This window comes from Rubellimicrobium arenae, from assembly GCF_017916275.1.
In the GTDB taxonomy this organism is placed as follows: domain Bacteria; phylum Pseudomonadota; class Alphaproteobacteria; order Rhodobacterales; family Rhodobacteraceae; genus Rubellimicrobium; species Rubellimicrobium arenae.
Map to the genome: position 1 here is coordinate 1 of NZ_JAFMST010000009.1, position 17,648 is coordinate 17,648.

Sequence of the window (17,648 nt, forward strand, 5' to 3'; positions counted from 1 at the left end):
CGCTTGAGGCCATGCACCTCATAGCCTTTCTCAAGCAGGAACTCGGCCAAATAGGACCCGTCCTGTCCGGTGATCCCCGTGATGAGGGCCTTTCGAGTCAACACCACCCCCCGTCCGCTCCGGCTCCCGTTATCCTGGGTCCATCCTGCGTTGCCGAGGCCGCAGCGTCAGCCACTCCTTCCGGGGGTCGCCTCCGTCGATCGTCGAGGGCACCGCCTTCCGCTCGTCAGAAAGATGAGCCGACCGCTCCGAAAGTCGGAGGCTGCCCCGAGCGGTCAGCCTGATGGAGGGTTGATCGGGTCGGGATCCGGGGAATTGATCGTGACACCCCCCGGAGCTGCGACGTCGATGTTCGATCCCACTCCGCCTTCCCCCTCAACCAACCACCCCTTGCTGGGTGCGTGCGGGGCCGTGGAAGGATCCGGCAGGGTCCGGCAGCGCGCCTGCGGACGGCTGCGGCACCTGGACGAGCCCCGGACATGTCGCACCGATGGCCAAAGGCGGGGCCGGCCAAGGCGGGCCCAAGCCGACGAAACCACCTGCAACTCCATTCATGAGGATCGCATGCGATGACACGAGTCACGCCCGTCCTGCTCGCCGGGGGATCTGGCACCCGCCTGTGGCCGCTATCCCGCAAGAGCTATCCCAAGCAGTTCGTTTCGCTGCTCGGAGAGGAGACCCCGTTCCAGGCGGCAGCGCGACGGCTGACCACTCGAGCCGTCGATCCGGGGAGCGCCCTCGAGTTCCGGCCCCCCGTGGCGGTCACCAACTCCGACTTCCGCTTCATCGTGGCCGAGCAGCTCCATGATGCGGGGATCGACCCCGCGGCAATCCTCATCGAGCCGGAGGGGCGGAACACCGCACCGGCGATCCTGGCTGCGGCCTTGCACCTTCTGGCGCAGGATCCCGACGCCATCATGCTCGTGGCGCCCTCGGACCACGCGATCCCCGACACGAAGGCGTTCCACGACACCGTCGCCCTGGGGCTCGAGGCCGTGGCGGAAGGGCGGCTCGTCACCTTCGGGGTGCGCCCGACCCACCCCGAGACGGCCTACGGGTACCTCGAGGTGCCGGCCATGCCGAACGGCTCCGGCCGCCCCATGCCGCTCCGACGCTTCGTGGAGAAGCCCCGGGCCGAGCAGGCCGCCTTGATGCTGGCCGAAGGCAACTACCTCTGGAACGCCGGGATCTTTCTCTTCGCGGCAAAGGACATCCGGAGCGCCTTCCTCGCCCATGCACCGGACCTGTGCGGGCCCGTCGAGGCATCTGTGCGCGACGCCCGGCCCGACCTGGGCTTCCTGCGACTCGATCCGGCCGCCTGGGCGCGGGCGCGGGACATCTCGATCGATTACGCCGTCATGGAGAAGGCGGACAATCTCTCGGTCGTCCTTTACGACTCGGCATGGTCGGATCTGGGCGGGTGGGATGCGATCTGGCGGAACAGCCCGGCGGATGAGAATGGCGTCGTGCTTTCCGGTGGCGCGACGGCCATCGACTGCCACGACACGCTGCTTCGCTCCGACTCACCGCGGCTCGAGGTCGTAGGCATCGGTCTTCAGAACATCATGGCGGTGGCCATGAACGACGCGGTGCTCGTGGCCGACATGGGTAGGGCACAGGAGGTCAAGTCCGCCGTCGAGGTCCTCAGAGCCAAGGGCGTCCCGCAGGCGACCCAGTTCCCGAAGGACCACCGCCCCTGGGGCTGGTTCGAGAGCCTTGTCGTCGGGCCGCGCTTTCAGGTGAAGCGGATCCATGTCAACCCGGGGGGATCCCTGAGCCTCCAGTCCCACCTGCACCGCTCCGAGCACTGGATTGTTGTCGAAGGGACAGCGCGGGTGACCGTGGGCGACACGGTCAAGCTCGTCGCGGAGAACGAGTCCATCTATGTTCCCCTTGGTGCGGTCCACCGCATGGAGAATCCGGGACGGGTGCCCATGGTGCTCATCGAGGTCCAGACCGGCACCTATGTCGGTGAGGACGACATCATCCGCTACCAGGACGTGTACGCGCGCAGCTAGCGACAGCTTCTGCAGATCGGGCCCCGCGAGCTTGCCCCGTCGTCGGGCCTGCGCCTGCATCGGATCCGGATCGGGGGCAGGCCTCGCGAGCCCTTCCCCCGATCCGGATCCGCCCCACGCCGCAGACGCGCCGCGCCCGAGAGCGGCGATCGCCCGGTGCATGTCCGGCGGTGGGCGAAGTCCCCGGCCTAGCCTGCTCGACCGACCGTCACGGCCCCGCCACGCGGCTTCCGGGCCAGGGCGTGTCGCCAGAGATTCAGGATCTCGTCGCCGAGGGGATGCTTCGAAAGCCGGAGTCCGACCGCCCAGCCAAGGGCGCCGCCAGCGATGGCCGCCACCGTGCGGGACCAGTCGAGGTCGAGCCCCGAGGGCGAGTTCAGGACGATCACGACCGGGATCGCCAAGGTCGCCCCCGAGATGCCAAGGCTCGCGGCCGAGGCGCGGACGAGGTCCCGCCCGTTCAGGCCGATGGCGCGCCGGATGAAGAACAACGAGACCAGCATCTGCATCGGGCTCGTGACCAGGGCGCTTGTCGCGACGGCCGTCAGACCATGCGGGGCCGCAAGGATCAGGATCGCAGCCGAGGGCGGCAGGCTCAGGAGGCTGGCGTAAAGGGTGTAGCGGATGCGCCCTGCCGAGACGAGCAGCGGATAGGTCATGAAGGCCGGAGCCAGCGCGACCATGGCGACCGCCAGCAGGCGCACGAGCGGCGGGACGTCGCCCCATTGAGCGCCGAGGAGCACCCGCACGATCGGATCGGCCAAGATGGCCAGCATGAGCAAGGCGGGCCACTGCACCGCCGACATGACGGCATGGCCGCGCAGGTAGGCCTTTTTCAGATCGCTGCCGTTTCGGGCGCGTTCGGCCATGGCAGGCAGAACGACCGGCTGGAGACCGGACACGACGAAGCGGTCCGGCAATTGACAGATCGTCAGAGCCCGCGTGAAGAGGCCGACTCCGTCGAAACCGATGACCTTGCCGAGGACGAGTTTGGGCAGGAGGTCATAGGCCATGTTGGTGAGGGTCACGGCGGTCGCGATCGTCCCGAAGGACAGGAGCTGCCCCAGGCCGATCAGGGAAGGCCGGAAGATGCCCGGGTCCGGACGCGCCCTGAAGGCGAGCGCCGCCAGCGCCACGCTCGCGCCGACATAGGCCCAGATGTAGCTGACCGCGCCAAAGCCCATCAGGCCCAGGCCGATGGTCAGGACCGACGCGACGACAGCCGCGCTGACATTGACACGCGCCAGCGTCTGGAAGTCCATCTCTCGCTTGAGCAGCGAGACGATGGGACTGCCGAACGGCGCGACGACGAAGCCGAACGCCGCCACCTGCAGCAGCTTGACCAGGTCCGGATCACCATAGAAGCCGGCGATGGCGCTGGCTCCAAGATAGATCGCGCCGCCCATGACCAGCGACAGCAGCATCGTGATCGTGAACGACGTCCGGATGTGGGCCCGCTTCAGGGACGCGGCCTGGATCAGGTAAGTGTTGACCCCGAACTCCCGGACATTCTCGGCCAAGAGGATGAAGGCCTGGGCCACCAGGTAAAGGCCCGTCTCGGTCGGGGTCAGGACCCGGGCCATGACGGCCGTCGTCCCGATAGCCAGCACTTGGCCCAGGTACTTGTCGAGCAGCGAGAAGATCACGGCGAGGCGGAGCGGGCTCATGGCCGGTGGGTCGGCCGCGCCGACCGGGCGTGCAGGGACTGGGGCTCGCCCCGCTCCGGCCCCTTGAACCAGGCTCTCAGGCGGATGAGGTAGGGGCGCAAGGATTTCGGCGCCGCTGCACGGACCACGTTCCGCGCCAGGAGCCGGCCATAGTCGAACTCGGGCAAGGGCGGCACGCCTGGCCGGAGGCCCATGCCGCCGGAGGCCTGCAGGGCGCGGTCCAGGGCACGATAAAGACGGGCGCGCCGGGACCCCGATCGGCGGCGCGGGAGGCGACCCCCCAAAGCCCGGCGCTCTGGAGCCTCGGCCTGCAACCGCTGGGCGAGGTCATCCTGCCCACACCGGGACAGCAAGCGGGCCAGCCAGCACGTCCACTCCTCGGGTGAGAACGAGGGCGCCTCATGGACGCTCGGACGTCCCCGATGACCTGCCCCGGCAAGCCCGAGCTCCTCGCCTGCGGGCCCCCCGAGACGCGCGAGCGAATGCCGCACACGATCGAGCAAGGGATTGGACATCCCGGGGTAGCGGCCCAGCGAAAGCTGCGCCTGCCCGACCTCGCCGGAGGCCATCAGGGCCACAAGGTACCAGGCCAGTTCGACCGGATCCGGATCCTGCGCGCCGTAATCGGAGACGGTCGTCGCGATCAGGGCAGCCAGCCGGCGTCGCGCCGCCGCGGGGTCGCCGTCCGCCAGGTCGCACCGCGCCAGTTCCAGGCGTGCTTCGGGGAGGTAGCCGACCAAGGCCAGGCATGCCTCGAAGCTCTGGCGGGCCGTCCTGACCTGCCCTGCGGCGAACTGCGCGCGTCCGCGTTCAAGCAAGGTGCGGTCCAGCGCAGGACCGCCCGACCAGGTGGCCCGGCGCGTCTCTGCGGCGACCGTCAGGTCGGCGAACGGATGGGGCTGGACGATCCGTTCCCCAGGCCTCAGGCCCGCCTGCAGTTGGTACCATTGCAGGATCTGCGGCCGGTGGCGCAACGTATGGCGGCCATGGACGAGATCGTGACCGGCCTTCGTGATGGCCTCCAGCCGGTCCGGATGGGCAAGCAGGTGATCGACGCGGTCCACGATCTCGGCGGCCTCGGCGAAGACGCAGTTCTCCATGTCGACGAAGCCCGCCGCCTCCAGCACAGGCGTTCTCTGCGTCAGGAGGCAACAGAGCGAGCCGGGGATCTCCAGGTGCTTGCGGACGAACTCATTTCCCATTGTTCCGCACGCCGGCGCCACAAACGAGGCGTTGAGGGCGCGGGCGTAGCTTTCGCCCGACAGCATGCGCCCGGCAGAGCGGCTCTCGTAGCGGAAGGTGGGCGTCACCAGGCAGGCGTAGTGGCCGCTCAGCTCGGGATAGACGGCTTGCCGCCAGGGATAGAGCGGCCCCGCCTGCCCTGTCAGCATCACGGGCACGGTCTTCGGCAGGCCGTAGTCATGGAAGGTCCGGGGGTTGATGAAGTTCGGCCAGACGAAGACCCGGTCGGCGATGGCCGGCGTATAATCAGCCATCCGCGTGCTGATCGTGAAGAAGGTCTCGATGCGCCAATGATCCATGTCGGACAGGAAGCCGGCGCGGCGGTCGCACCACGGGTCGCCGTTATGGAACCCGAGCCGTGGCAGGTGCAGGTTCGCATCGGTGTTGCGCACCTCGATGCGGCGTGACCCATGGGTCCGGTAGCCACTCTCGAACAGGACGAGGTCTGGCTCGTGCCTGTCGCAGATCTCAGCAAAGTCGCAGTCCTCGTTGATCACGACGACGTCGAAGTATTCGCGAAGACAGGCCACATGGTCCTGCATGTGGATCACGAGGAACTGGGACGATTGCGCATTGCCCGCGTGATTCCATTGGAAGAAGGCCAGCTTCGGCCGTCGCGTCCCCGTCTCTGGCATCGTCACGGCGTCCGTTCCATGTGACTGGCCGCCACTTCGCCCCGCCTCCCGGGCCGGCCTTGCCGTGCTGGCGCTGGCTGGCCGTCGAAGCAGGGGATGGCCTGCTTCGGGCCGAGGCGGAGCGGCAGCCTGGGCTTCCAGCCAAGTCCGGCTTCGGCGGCCCGGACCCTGTCGCGCTTGCGGTACGCTGGACCCTCCCCCGCCGAGTCCTTCGGCGAGGCGGCATCACGCTGAGGGACAGCGAAGCGCCAGTCATCGCCGGGGTGCGCGACATCGCGGGGCGTCTCTGCCGGGCCGGCACCAAGGCAGGGCACGACGTGGCCCCACTCCAGAAGAGCCGCACTCGGGACCAACCCCCAGAGCTTGGGGCCCCCTGTCACCCCTATTCTTTCTGACGTGTTCATGGACCTGCCCACCCTTCCCATCTCGGGCTGAACGATCTCGATGCGGAAGTTCAGTAGGCGCCGCCGCGGCCGAGCACGGCGTGAACGGTCCTCAGCAGGATGTGCCAATCGAACCAGAAGGACTGATTGTCGATGTAGAAGTCGTCGAGCTGCTGTTGCCGGGCGAGGTCGGCGTCGCTCCGGTCCGAGACCTGCCAAAGCCCCGTGAGCCCTGGTGGAACGCTGCGGCGCTTGAGACGGAACTCGGCGTCCATGGCCTGGAGGTGGTAGTCCGGGAACGGCCGCGGTCCGACGACGCTCATCTGGCCGACGATGACATTGAAGAGCTGGGGCAGCTCATCGCAACTGGTCTTGCGCAGGAGCTTGCCGACCACCGGAAGGATCCGCGGGTCGTCCCTCAGCTTGAAGTGCGTCTCCCATTCCAGCCGCCGCGCGTCGTCGGATTCGAGGAGATCCTGAAGCCGTCGCTCCGCGTCCTGATACATGGTCCGGAGCTTGATGACGCGCACCGTGCGGCCGTGGAACCCCTCGCGGTCCTGCATGTAGAAGGCCGGCCCGCGGTCGATCAGCCGGATCGTCACCGCGGCGAGCGCCATGAGGGGAAGCGCCACCACGAGCGCGGGCACCGCAATCGCGAGATCCACGACACGGCGGAGCCGCAGCGCACCAAGCGACGGATGCGGCTGTTGCAGCATGAGGCCCACCCGGCCACCAAGGTTCATGGGCTGGAGGCCCGAAAATCTGAGATCGGGCCGATCGGCCAGGACGATCACCGAGCCATGGACCCGCAGGAGCGCATGCAGCTCCTCCCGCGGGGGAATAGAGCCGGTCAGCACAGCAGCGACCGGAGAGCGCATCGCAGGCTCGGTCGGGGACACGGGAACGAGCCCCTGCTTCCAGTTCGCCCGCAGGCTCGCGGCTGCCTTCCTGCTCAGATCAGGAGGACCCAGGACATTGACCGGCAGGCCCCAGAGGCCGCGGCGGTGCAGCTGCCGCACGACGATCGAGCGGATGAGCGTCTGCAGGGCCAGGGCCAGGAGCAGGACGGCAACGGCACCCGAGAGGGCTGGCCCGTCGCTCGAGACCACCTTGGCCACGACCACCGCAGCGAAGGTGGTCGCAACCCCGATCGTCAGGCGACGGCGCAGTTGCTCGTATTCCTGCAGGCCGTAGCCGGGGTAAAGCGATGCCGCCGCGAACTGAACCAGGCAGGTGGCCGCCACGACAGCCTCGAAGCGCCATGCGGCGGGATCGTAGTGGACCAGCCATCCCAGCCGGCGCAGCACGGTGTCGGCCGCGAGATAGCCGAGCACATCGCCCGCCAGCAGCAAGCCCTGGACCGTCCACTGCCGGGCCCGGAATCCCTCCAGGCTTGGCGACCAGCTCTCGGCTGCGGGAAGGGAGGAGGCCGTCGAAAGGTCGATCGCGTCGCCGCCGAAGGAGCTCATGGCATCCTCCCCTGCTGCAGGGGCTCGGCCGGACGGACCCGCGCCAAGGACCCCGAGGAGCCGGATGCCGCCTCTGGACCTATGGGAAATCGTCGAAGGCCCGTACCCTGCGCGACGACCAGCAGGATGAACATCGGAATGGTCACTGCATATCGCCGCCAGAGCCGCCGCGGTTCGCAGGCCAACCGGAACAGCCACTCGAGGCCACTCCGCTGGAGCAGGAACGGAGCCTGGCGGGTCACGCCGGCGTGGAAGTCGAAAGCGGCACCGACTCCGATCAGGAGCGGGGCTTCGAGGTGATCGCGCATCTCGGCCATCCATGTCTCTTGCTTGGGGGTGCTGAGGCCGACCCAGACCACATCGGCTCCTGACGCGTTGATCCGCGCGGCGATGTCACCTTTCTCTTCGGCGGTCAGATCTCGGAACGGCGGCGACCAGGTGCCGACGATGCGGGCCTGGGGGAATCTGGCCCGCAGGCGCGCCTCAAGCTTGCCCAGAGTGGCCGGGGTCGTCCCGTAGAGGAAGTGCCGGGTCCCTGATCGCTGCCCGTTCTCGAACATCGCAAGCATCAGGTCGGGCCCGTAAACCCGGCCCGCGGTGCGATGGCCGGCCGCCCTGAGGGACCAGACCAGGGGCATGCCGTCGGGCGTCACCATGTAGGCCCGGTTGTGGATGTCACGCAGCCTGGCATCCTGCTGGCACCGGACAAGGCCATGAGCGTCGCGAACGCACACGTATCCATGGCGACCGACCCGGATGGCGGCATCGAGAACGGTGACGGCCGTCGGCAGGTCGACCCCGGCCAGGCGAACGCCCAGCAGGTTCATCGATGGAATCCCGGGCGGGTCAACCGCGAGCCCAGCGTCGTGGCGGGTTGCCGGCCGTGGCGTGGAGGCCGGATCGGACTCATTCCGCATAAGCATCGCAGCACCTTCATTCCCAGGTCGAGGCGAGCGTAGCGGCTGTCCTGAGGCGCGGGTCGCTATCTCTCGGGCCACCGGCCGCTATCTCTTTGGGGGAGGGCAACCGAACGGATGAGTTGGAACAGGTTGCCGTGCGCAGACGTCGCAGGGTCTGCCGGGCGGACACGCGATGACTCCCATGCAGGGAAGCTGTTCTCGGTTCATCCGGGGCACTTCGATCGATGGGGTTGGTAGATGTCCGCTGCAAGGCCCTACCCTTAGCCAGGGGTGACAGACGCCCGCCCGCCCTGTTCACGGCGCGGTCCGGCTGTTCCGGCCGCGACGGCGTGCCAGAAGGAAGCCTACGTCGAAAGCAGGACGGACGGCGCAACGATGCCCAGACCTCGATCGGCCGCCCGACCGCAGGCGCATCGTTCTTGATGCCAGCCGGAAACCGGTTCCCCTTTCCGGGAAACGGGTGGACGGTCGTGGGTCTGCCAAAGGTCCTTGGGGCCGACCGGCCCCCCCGCCAGGTCGATCCGCCTTGAACCGCGCCCCGGAACAGGAGCCCGGTCCATCCGTGCGCGGGGGCGCTCGGCAAGGATGCGGAATGCCGTCCCTGGAGGGTCCGACGGCCAGGGGGCCACAGCCCCATCAGGGCGCGCCCCTCATGATCCAGCGGACCGGCGCGCCGCCATCAGGATGCGACCACCATCTTCGCCGGAACCTTCCGGCCAGGACGGGACCGGCCGGAGGAAGCCACCGCCTCGACCAGCGTCGCGACCACCTCGTCCTGCATCTCTCGCGTCATCTGCGTAAACAACGGGAGCAGGATGCAATGATCTCGGGCGTACTCGGATCTAGGGAGCGGATGCCGACGTGGCAGGTCCGCGTGGGCCTCTTCCATGTGGATGCACATGATCCCACGCCGCGTCGCGACGCCCTTTTCCAGCATGCGCTGCATGAGAGCCGGCTGGTCGATGCCAGGATCGAGGCGGACGCAGTAGCTCTGCCAGTTCGACCTTGCCCAAGGGACCTCCTTCGGCGCCTCCACACCCTCCACGTGCTGCAGAAGCGCCGCGTACTGGTCCGCGATGGCACGTCGGCGCGCCACGATGCCGCCAAGCCGCTTGATCTGCTCGCGGCCGACCGCCGCCTGAATGTCGGTCATCCGGTAGTTGAAGCCTTGAACCGGGTAGGTCTCGAACACGACCGAGGTGCTGCGGTGCCGCTGGACGTCCGACACGGACATCCCATGCTGCCGCCATAGACGGAACTTGGAGTCATAGGCTGGATTGCGAGTGGTCAGCATCCCCCCTTCGCCCGTGGTGATGACCTTGCGAGGGTGAAAGGAGAAGCAGACGATGTCGCCCTGAGGCCGCCCGATCTTCGACCAGGCGCCATCGATGAAGATCTCGGACCCGATCGCGCAGGCGGCATCCTCGATCACCGGCAGACGATGCGCCGAGGCGATGGCGCGGATCGCGGCAAGATCGCAGGGCATGCCGATCTGATGGACGCACAGGATGGCCCGGGTGCGCTCGGTGATGGCGGCCTCGATGCTGGTCGGGTCGATGTTGAAGCCGTTCTCCTCGATGTCGACGAAGATCGGCACGCCGCCGCATTGCCGAATGGCGTTGGCCGACGCGATGAACGAATGGCTGACGGTCACCACCTCGTCACCGGGACCGACGCCCACGGCCAGAAGGGCGAGATGAAGCGCTGTGGTGCAGTTCGACACGGCGCAGGCATGCTCCACGCCGACCAGGTCAGCGAATTCGGCTTCGAACGCCGCGACCTGCGGACCCTGCGAAAGCCAGCCGGACAGCACCGCCTGGCTGGCTGCCCTGGCCTCCTCGGGGCCCAGCAGGGGTTGTGCGATCGGGATCATGACACCGCCTCCTCAAGAACCGGCTTCGCCGTTTCGGCCATCCACCAGGAGATGAGGTCCTTCAGCCCGACCTCGATCGGAATGGCCGCGTCGAAGCCCAGTTGCTCCCGTGCCGCCCGTCCCGAGGCGAGCCGGCGCGGCACTGGATTGACCGACCGTTCGGGAAGGTGCTGCGGAACGAGGTCCGGCCGTCCCATGGCCGTCGTGAAGGCCCGGGCGAGCTCCAGCAGCGAGGTCTCCGTCTCGCTGCCCACGTTGAAGACGGCGTCGCTCGAGGCGGCCTTGGCCGCGAGGATGTTGGCTCGCGCGACGTCGCGGACATGGATCAGGTCCATCGTCTGCAGCCCGTTCCCGAAGATGAGGGGGGGCTCGCCTTTGGCGATGCGCTCCATCCAGCGGACCATGACCTCGGTGTAGCGCCCATGGATGTCCATGCGCGGCCCGTAGACGTTGAAGTACCGCAAGGCCACGTAAGGCAGCCCGAACTGATCGTTGAAGGACCGAAGCAGCCCTTCGCCAAACAGCTTGGCGGTGCCGTAGAGCGTCCTGTTGCCGTAGGGGTGATGGGACTCGTCCGTCGGGAAACTGGTGGCCATGCCGTAGATCGAGGCCGAAGAGGCCATGACGACCTTCCGCACGCCGAGCTGTACGCAGGTCCGGATCAGATCGAACGTCGCGTCGACCATCACCTCCATCGCATCCTTCGGCGCCTCCGCGCAGTGCGTGATGCGCAGCGCGGCTTGGTGGAACACGGTGTCGCAGCCGGCCACGAGGTCGTGCATCAGGGCCTGATCCCGAATGTCGCCGCGCACCAGCCTGACCCGGCCCGAGGACCGGGCCTGATCGAGGTTCGCGGGCCGCCCCCGCACCATGTTGTCGATCACGACGACCTCGCGGCAGCCTTCCGCGATCAGGAGATCGACGATGTGGGAGCCGACGAAGCCGGCCCCTCCGGTCACGAGGACCTTTGTCCCGGCCAGGCTGCTGGGCGCGATGGTCATGATGGATGTCCTTTTCAGGCCGGAACCGCCGCGCGGTCGGCGGTCGCATGGTTGACGGCATGGATGACGGTCTGGACGTCACGGTCGGAAAGTTCGGGATAGATCGGCAAGGACAGCGTCCGCCGCGCGATGTCCTCGGTGACCGGGAGATCGCCGGATTGATACCCAAGGCCGGCGTAGGCTGGCTGGAGATGAACGGGAACCGGGTAATGCACATTGGTTGCCACGCCGGCCGCCAGGAGGCGGCCACGCAGGGCATCGCGGTCTTGCGCCAGGATGGCATAGACGTGGTAGGCGTGATCGTCGGCCCCGCTGCGCAAGGCCCGCGGCAGGTCGGGAGAAAGGCCCGCGTCATAGGCGCTGGCGACCCGACGCCGGCCCGCGCTCCATGCATCCATCCGGGCCAGCTTCACGTTCAGCACGGCCCCCTGCAGAGCGTCCATCCGATAGTTGAAGCCTTGACGGACATGGTTGTACTTGCCCGCCTGCCCCCAGTCGCGCAGCGAGCGGATCAGGGCCGCGCAGTCGTCGTCGTCGGTGACCACGGCCCCGCCCTCGCCGCAGGCCCCGAGGTTCTTGCCCGGGTAGAAGCTGAAGCAGCCCATGAGGCCCATGCTTCCGGCGCGCCTCCCCTGGCTTGTGGCGCCGTGGGCCTGACAGGCGTCCTCGATGACGACCAGGCCATGGCGGGCGGCGATTTCGCCGATGGAGTCCATGTCGGCGATCCGGCCATGGAGGTGGACCGGCAGGATCGCCCGCGTGCGGGGCGTGATTGCCGCCTCGATCCTGGCCGGATCCATCGTCCAGGTTGCCGGGTCGATATCCACGAAGACAGGCGTCGCGCCGGCATAGAGGATGGCGGCCGTCGTTGCGACGAAGGTCATGGATACGGTGATGACCTCGTCCCCGGGCCCGATGCCGGCGGCGAGCAGAGCCAGATGGAGGGCCGACGTCCCGGTGTTGAGGGCGATGGCGTGCCGGCTGCCGCAGTAGCGCGCAAAGGCGGACTCGAATCGCTCGACGGGCTCGCCCAGCACGTAGGTTCCGCTGCGCAGCACCGCCAGCACGGCGTCCTCGAGGTCGGCCTCGATGGTGCGGTACTGGGCCGTGAGGTCAAGGAATGGGATCATGAGGCCTCTCTCAGCGGAACGAGTTCGATGGGCTGGCCGCGCAGCCGGACGGACCGGCTGGCGGCGGCCAGGAGATTGACCACGCGCAGGCCGCGCAGGCCGTCAGTGAGCGGGCGCGCCCCGGTCTCGATGCAGCGTACGAACTCCTGCATCTCGGTCAGCAGCGCTTCCTTGGTCGACAGGGCCGGCGCCCAGATGTCGCCCGAGCGGTAGGACACCCGGTGCTCGTAGCCCGGGTCCCCTTCGACCATCGCACCCCGGTCGTAGACCTTCACCTTCTCGCTGGTCTGCATGTCGTCATAGATGACCATGCGGCGGCTGCCGCCGATCAGGGTCTGGCGGATCTTCACGGGCGACAGCCAGTTGACGTTGAGATGCGCCATGGTCCCGTCGTCGTGATAGACCGTCAGATACGCCATGTTCTCGGGGCTGCCGGGCACGAAAGCAGCCGCGCTGGCCGAAATCGCCACGGGATCCGCGTCGAGCAGATGGTCCATGATCGCGAAGTCATGGACCGCGAGATCCCAGATGACGTTCACGTCCCGTTGGAAGAGGCCAAGGTTGATGCGGGTCGAGTCGTAATAGTAGACGTCCCCGATCTCGCCCGCATCGATCAGGGCGCGGATCTTCTGGATGGCCGGGGTGTAGACGAAGGTGTGGTCCACCATCAGGACCCGGTTCCGCCGTGCCGCCTCGTCCACGAGGGCGGCGGCGTGCGCGGAGGTGTCGGCCATCGGCTTTTCGACAAGGACGTGCTTGCCGGCCTTGAGCGCGGCCATGGCAATGTCGAAGTGGGTGTCCACGGGCGTCGCGACGACCACGGCATCCACGTCGGCAGACTTGATGAGGTCACGCCAGTCCGACAGGAGGTGCGCCGAAGGATGCCGGCGGCCGGCCCGTTGCCGCGCCGGGGTGGAATAGTCGGCGATCGCCGTGAGCTCGGTGGTCTCGAGCTCGGCCACGACGCGTGCGATGTTGGGTCCCCAGTAGCCGTATCCAACCAGGCCGATGCGGATCATGACGCTCTCCCTTCGTGGGTGCCGCTGGCCTTGGGAACGGCTTCGCGGACACGCGTGTCGCCCATCACGCGCGCCGGAACGCCTGCAACGATGGCGAAGTCCGGCACGTCGCGGGTGACGACGGCCCCCGCCCCGACCAGGGCGCCGCGCCCGACCGTGACACCACACAGGATGGTGGAGTTCGATCCGAGCGACGCGCCCTTGCGCACCAGGGTCGGCTCGCAATCCCAATCGCCCGAGCCCTTGGGCACGCCGTCCGGGTTGGCGCTCCGGGGCAGTCGGTCGTTCGTGAACATCACGCCGTGCCCCACGAAGACCTCGTCCTCGAGCATGACTCCCTCGCACAGGAAGGCGTGGGAGGACACCTTGCAGCGGGCGCCGACCGAGCAACCCTTCTGGATCTCGACGAACGGCCCCACCCGGCTGTCCGGACCGATCCGGCAGCCGTAGAGGTTGACGAGATCGGGGTGGGTGATGACGACCCCCGTCCCGATGTCGCAGCTGTTGATTGGCACCATTGCCCCCATTCCAGCGGTGTGGCGACCCTGGGGAACGTGGACGCAGCGTCCGGCCTCCAGGGCTCGCCCCGAGGATCGGTGGCCGGCACGGTCGTGGAAACCGCCTCATTGGGTGACGTCCCCGTGCAGGCTCTACGCCGAAGGGATGAAGATGCATCGTCCGGCTACGTCCTGCATCTCCCGGCGGAGCAGGCAACCCAAGGGCGCCCTCGGCGAACGCAGCCGCCGGGGCGCCGGAGATGTGGGGGGATGAAGGTCTAGGCTCGACCGGCCCTGTAGGTCTGCAGGGCTGGGGAGTAGAGGTCCGAGTCCACGAAGCTGTACCGGGCATGCCGCCTTGGATCGACCTGGTTCACCACGACGGCCACGGGGCTCCGGCTCTGGGCGAGCAGGCGATCGAGGGCCAGCTCCGCCATTCGGAGCGGCGTGCGGCCCCAGCGGGCCACCAGGACGCACTGCTCCACGAGAGTCGCCAACTGCGCAGTCTCGGTCGAGGCGAGGATCGGCCGGCTGTCGAAGAGGACCACACGGTCGGTCGCCTGGGCCTGCTCCAGCAACGCGGTCACGCCGGCTGGATCAAGGAGCGGCCGCCCGGGGTCGGCGCCCCGGGCAAGGAACTCGACGCCCGAGATCGAGTCGACCTGGACCGCCGCGTCCAGAGTGGACCTGCCGCACAGGACGTCCGCCAGCCCGGGACCCTCCTGCCCGCGGAAATGCGTGTGGACCGTCCCTCCCCGCAGGTCGGCATCGACAAGGAGCACGCGCTGCCCGGCGGCGGCAAGCTCCAGGGCCAGGGCGACGGCTGTGAACGACTTGCCCTCGCCGGGCAGCGCCGAGGTGAGCAGGATGCTACGCGGCATCGCATCGCCGCCGCCCTGCCGCAGGGAGAGCGCGAGCCAGCGGATGGAGTCCGGGAACGGGCCGTCCTGGTCGAGCCGAAGCTGCTCTGGCAGCGTCGCCGCGCCGCGCATCTTCATCGATGGAACGAGGCCCGCCGTGATGACCCGAGACAGGCCCCAGAACTGCTGCTGGCTCCGCACCGATCGGTCCAGGAGCTCGCGGATGCACGCGGCCGTGGTCGCGAGGCACAAGGCGGCGATGATCGCCACGGCAAGATAGAACTTGCGCCCGCGCCCGTCGGGACCCAGGGGCAGCGACGCGGGAGACAGGATCTCGGCCTCGGCGACCGGCAGGACCGCTTCGCTGTCCAGCCGGCGAAGCTGATCCTCGAGCGCCGCCAGCGTGGCACGCTCGCGGTCCAGATCCCGCAGCATCGCCTCATAGTCGGCGGCCTTGGCGCTGGTGACCAGCGCCCTGCTCCTGGCGTCGTCCATGGCGCTGCTGACATCCAGCCGCTCCCGGTTCAGGACCGAGATCCGGACGCGCACGGAATCGGCCAGATGCTCCGCCTCGGCCTGAACCGCGGCTTCGGTTTCCTCGACCATGGCGCGGTAGCTCACAACTTCAGAGTGGTTCTCGCCATAGATCTGCCGAAGGCGCGTGAGTTCGCGCCGCTGAACCTGAAGATCCCGCCGAAGCTCGGCCAGCAGGGGCGAAGCGACCGCATCGATCGCCGCGGAGGTGGTGTTCCCGGCCTGAAGTTCCGCCAAGGCCGCCATGAGCTCGCCCCGGCTTCTCGTCAATTCGGCAAGGTGGTCCGTCAAGGTGGCGATCTGCGCTCCCGGTCCGGCCTCTGCAGCCTGAAGATCGACGTCGTTCTCGGTCCGGAACCGCGCCGCAGCGGCGTCCATCTCCTCCACGCGGCCGCGTTGAGCGTCCGCCCGGGCGATCAGCCATGTCCGGGCGCGCGCCACCTCGTCCTGCACCTGAGCGCGACGCTGGGCGAGGTACACCTCCACCAGATGATTTGGCACCTGCGCGGCCAGGCTCGGGTCCTGGGAGGTGAAGCCGATCTCGATGACGTCCGAGGAGCCGGTCCGCCGGATGCCGAAGGCCTTGTAGAAGTTGAGCACGACCGGATCCATCTCCTGTTCCGGCTCCCGCTCCTGGGGCGCCGAAGACCCCGCGAGTCGCCGCAAGGCCTCCATGATGGGGGTCAGCGGCCCTGGCTCGGGCGGCGGTGGATTGAACTCCTGAAGACTGGCGAGGTCGAGGTCACGGATCACCTGGCGCACGGTCGATTGCGATTGGAGGCGCTCGATCTCGGCCGCGAGATCCAGCGGACCCGCCAGGGCCGCATCCGGCGACGCCAGGGCAACGGTCTCCGGACGATCGATCAGGAGCCGCATCTGCGCGGAATACGTCCGCTTCATCGCGAGGATGGGCGGCATGAGCGCCGAGAAGACCAGACCCGCCGTCACCAGGATGAAGACCATCCGGCGCCGCAGCAGCCGGCCGAAGGCGCGCAGGTCCACATCCTCGCCCATGGATCGCGCCGGGAGGGTCGAGCCGCCCAGGCCCGGAGCCGAGGGAGAAGGCGCTTCGGGCGGGGGCCGGCCCGCCGCAGCGGCGGGAACAGGCTGCAGACGCCGCTCCGCTCCGAGCGCGGGGATCCCGGTGACCAGCGACGGCTCTCCATCCGCGCGAGGCTCGACGGCAGCGGCACCCCGTGGGCCCACCAAGGGCGCCTTGGCGGTCATCGCGCCTCCAGGACGTTCAGCTTCGGGGCCGTCAGGCTGCGATAGAGACGTTCGAGCCGCCCCATGTAGCCGTCGATGCCGAAGCGCTCCTGGTAGAGGGTGCGGCCCGCGCTGGACAGGCGTGCCCGCAGGGCAGGATCGTCCAGGAGCCTTGCCAGCGCCTGGGCCAGGGCATCCGGGTCGCCGACCGGCACGAACAGGCCCGTGACCTCGTGCTGCAGCACCTCCTCGTGCGCGCCGACCCGCGTGGTCACGACGGCTAGGCCCTGCGCCAGCCCCTCCAGCACCGCCATGGCCAGGCCCTCCGCATGAGACGGGAGCACCAGGATGTCAGCTTCCTTGCCGAGGGCGTCCACTTCGGCCTCGCCCAGCCACCCGGGCATGACGACGCGATCGCCGAGCCCGAGCTCGGCCGCCCGCGCGCGGTAGGTCGCGACCGGACCATCGCCGGCAAGGACAGCGCGCCAGGACCGGCTCAGCATCTCGGGATGCGCGAGCGCCTCGAGCAGTTCGGGCACGCCCTTCCTGTCACTCAGCCGCCCCAGGAAGAGGATCGTCGTCGGGCCGTCCGGCGGCCTCGGACCGCGTGCTCCAGGGTCGGGAACACTGTTCGGCAATGTGGCGACCCGGTCCTCCGGAACCCCGAGCTGCCGCATCAGGACATCGCGGTCCCTCCGGCCCAGCACGATGACGCGATCCGCGGCCTGGAACATGGCGGCAATCCTTCGTTGCAACCAGGCGGGCCGACGCAGCACATCCGCCGCATAGTCGTAATCGTGGAGATGGAGAACATGGCGGCACCCCACGCCGCGCGCCACGGCGGCCAGGACCAGCTTGCGGGCGGTGCTTCCCCGCCCGGCGACATGGATGTGATGGACGCATTCCGGAGTGGCGACCCGAGCCCAGACCAGATTGGCCGCCGCCATCATGAGGCGGGCCGGCGATCCGACCCAGCTCCAGCGCGGCCCGCGGGTGTCGACCACGGCGTGCAGCCACCCCTCCCGTCCCGCAGCGTCCTGGATGCCGCCGACCATCCGGCCGATCCCGCCACCGTGCTCCCGGCCACCTGGACAGTAATGGACGACGGGCACCGGACCGCGGCGCTCTTCGATCCGGCCCGCCAGGGGCTGCCTGCGCCGCTCCGCTTGCTTCATGGCCCGGGGTCCTTCGCCT

Annotated in this window: 13 protein-coding genes; 1 reads left to right on the plus strand and 12 read right to left on the minus strand. The window is 68.5% G+C overall.

Features of this window, described 5'->3' with window-relative positions; all coding sequences use genetic code 11:
- Positions 1–101, minus strand: a 101-nt coding sequence (locus J3P31_RS15080; RefSeq protein WP_210529476.1) for a GDP-mannose 4,6-dehydratase, incomplete at its 3' end; no start/stop codon positions are given.
- Positions 102–569: 468 nt separating this feature from the next.
- On the opposite strand from J3P31_RS15080, the gene J3P31_RS15085 reads away from it, so the two are divergent.
- Entirely contained in the window at positions 570–2,018 is a 1,449-nt protein-coding gene (locus J3P31_RS15085) for a mannose-1-phosphate guanylyltransferase/mannose-6-phosphate isomerase (RefSeq protein ID WP_210529322.1), read from the plus strand.
- 188 nt (positions 2,019–2,206) lie between these two features.
- Here the strand turns inward: J3P31_RS15085 and J3P31_RS15090 are convergent, their stop codons facing one another.
- From J3P31_RS15090 to J3P31_RS15140, 11 genes are all read right to left on the minus strand, one after another.
- Positions 2,207–3,685 carry a lipopolysaccharide biosynthesis protein gene (locus J3P31_RS15090; protein WP_210529323.1) on the minus strand — a complete coding sequence of 493 codons (1,479 nt, stop codon included), beginning with the start codon at positions 3,683–3,685 and terminating at the stop codon, positions 2,207–2,209.
- On the minus strand, positions 3,682–5,562 hold the full coding sequence (locus J3P31_RS15095; RefSeq protein WP_246849578.1) for a glycosyltransferase: 1,881 nt from the start codon (positions 5,560–5,562) through the stop codon (positions 3,682–3,684). The genes J3P31_RS15090 and J3P31_RS15095 overlap by 4 nt, the downstream gene beginning before the upstream one ends.
- Before the next feature lie 454 nt (positions 5,563–6,016).
- Entirely contained in the window at positions 6,017–7,414 is a 1,398-nt protein-coding gene (locus J3P31_RS15100; RefSeq protein ID WP_210529325.1) for a sugar transferase, read from the minus strand.
- The gene (locus J3P31_RS15105) at positions 7,411–8,241 is read right to left on the minus strand and encodes a WecB/TagA/CpsF family glycosyltransferase (protein ID WP_246849563.1); all 831 of its coding nucleotides are present in this window, start codon (positions 8,239–8,241) and stop codon (positions 7,411–7,413) included. Before J3P31_RS15105 ends, J3P31_RS15100 begins: the two co-directional genes overlap by 4 nt.
- Positions 8,242–9,013: 772 nt before the next feature.
- Positions 9,014–10,207: a DegT/DnrJ/EryC1/StrS family aminotransferase gene (locus tag J3P31_RS15110; RefSeq protein ID WP_210529327.1), complete on the minus strand. Its 1,194-nt coding sequence runs from the start codon at positions 10,205–10,207 to the stop codon at positions 9,014–9,016.
- Positions 10,204–11,208, minus strand: coding sequence for an SDR family NAD(P)-dependent oxidoreductase (locus tag J3P31_RS15115; RefSeq protein WP_210529328.1), 1,005 nt, complete (start codon positions 11,206–11,208; stop codon positions 10,204–10,206). The genes J3P31_RS15110 and J3P31_RS15115 overlap by 4 nt, the downstream gene beginning before the upstream one ends.
- A gap of 14 nt (positions 11,209–11,222) precedes the next feature.
- Entirely contained in the window at positions 11,223–12,338 is a 1,116-nt protein-coding gene (locus J3P31_RS15120; protein WP_210529329.1) for a DegT/DnrJ/EryC1/StrS family aminotransferase, read from the minus strand.
- On the minus strand, positions 12,335–13,357 hold the full coding sequence (locus J3P31_RS15125) for a Gfo/Idh/MocA family protein (protein WP_210529330.1): 1,023 nt from the start codon (positions 13,355–13,357) through the stop codon (positions 12,335–12,337). Before J3P31_RS15125 ends, J3P31_RS15120 begins: the two co-directional genes overlap by 4 nt.
- A complete protein-coding gene (locus J3P31_RS15130) occupies positions 13,354–13,875 on the minus strand; it encodes an acyltransferase (protein WP_246849562.1) in 522 nt (173 codons plus the stop codon). The genes J3P31_RS15125 and J3P31_RS15130 overlap by 4 nt, the downstream gene beginning before the upstream one ends.
- A 257-nt stretch (positions 13,876–14,132) precedes the next feature.
- Positions 14,133–16,475, minus strand: a complete 2,343-nt coding sequence (locus J3P31_RS15135; protein WP_210529332.1) for a GumC family protein — start codon at positions 16,473–16,475, stop codon at positions 14,133–14,135.
- Positions 16,472–17,629, minus strand: a complete 1,158-nt coding sequence (locus J3P31_RS15140; protein WP_210529333.1) for a glycosyltransferase family 4 protein — start codon at positions 17,627–17,629, stop codon at positions 16,472–16,474. Before J3P31_RS15140 ends, J3P31_RS15135 begins: the two co-directional genes overlap by 4 nt.
- Positions 17,630–17,648 lie beyond the last annotated feature (19 nt).

Excerpts from the sequence above, each read along its gene's own strand:
- J3P31_RS15090 (WP_210529323.1), bottom strand. The coding sequence starts at position 3,685 with ATGAGCCCGCTCCGCCTCGCCGTGATCTTCTCGCTGCTCGACAAGTAC.
- J3P31_RS15110 (WP_210529327.1), bottom strand. The coding sequence starts at position 10,207 with ATGATCCCGATCGCACAACCCCTGCTGGGCCCCGAGGAGGCCAGGGCA.
- J3P31_RS15125 (WP_210529330.1), bottom strand. The coding sequence starts at position 13,357 with ATGATCCGCATCGGCCTGGTTGGATACGGCTACTGGGGACCCAACATC.
- J3P31_RS15135 (WP_210529332.1), bottom strand. The coding sequence starts at position 16,475 with ATGACCGCCAAGGCGCCCTTGGTGGGCCCACGGGGTGCCGCTGCCGTC.
- J3P31_RS15085 (WP_210529322.1), top strand. The coding sequence starts at position 570 with ATGACACGAGTCACGCCCGTCCTGCTCGCCGGGGGATCTGGCACCCGC.
- J3P31_RS15130 (WP_246849562.1), bottom strand. The coding sequence starts at position 13,875 with ATGGTGCCAATCAACAGCTGCGACATCGGGACGGGGGTCGTCATCACC.
- J3P31_RS15120 (WP_210529329.1), bottom strand. The coding sequence starts at position 12,338 with ATGATCCCATTCCTTGACCTCACGGCCCAGTACCGCACCATCGAGGCC.
- J3P31_RS15115 (WP_210529328.1), bottom strand. The coding sequence starts at position 11,208 with ATGACCATCGCGCCCAGCAGCCTGGCCGGGACAAAGGTCCTCGTGACC.
- J3P31_RS15140 (WP_210529333.1), bottom strand. The coding sequence starts at position 17,629 with ATGAAGCAAGCGGAGCGGCGCAGGCAGCCCCTGGCGGGCCGGATCGAA.
- J3P31_RS15105 (WP_246849563.1), bottom strand. The coding sequence starts at position 8,241 with ATGAACCTGCTGGGCGTTCGCCTGGCCGGGGTCGACCTGCCGACGGCC.
- J3P31_RS15100 (WP_210529325.1), bottom strand. The coding sequence starts at position 7,414 with ATGAGCTCCTTCGGCGGCGACGCGATCGACCTTTCGACGGCCTCCTCC.
- J3P31_RS15095 (WP_246849578.1), bottom strand. The coding sequence starts at position 5,562 with ATGCCAGAGACGGGGACGCGACGGCCGAAGCTGGCCTTCTTCCAATGG.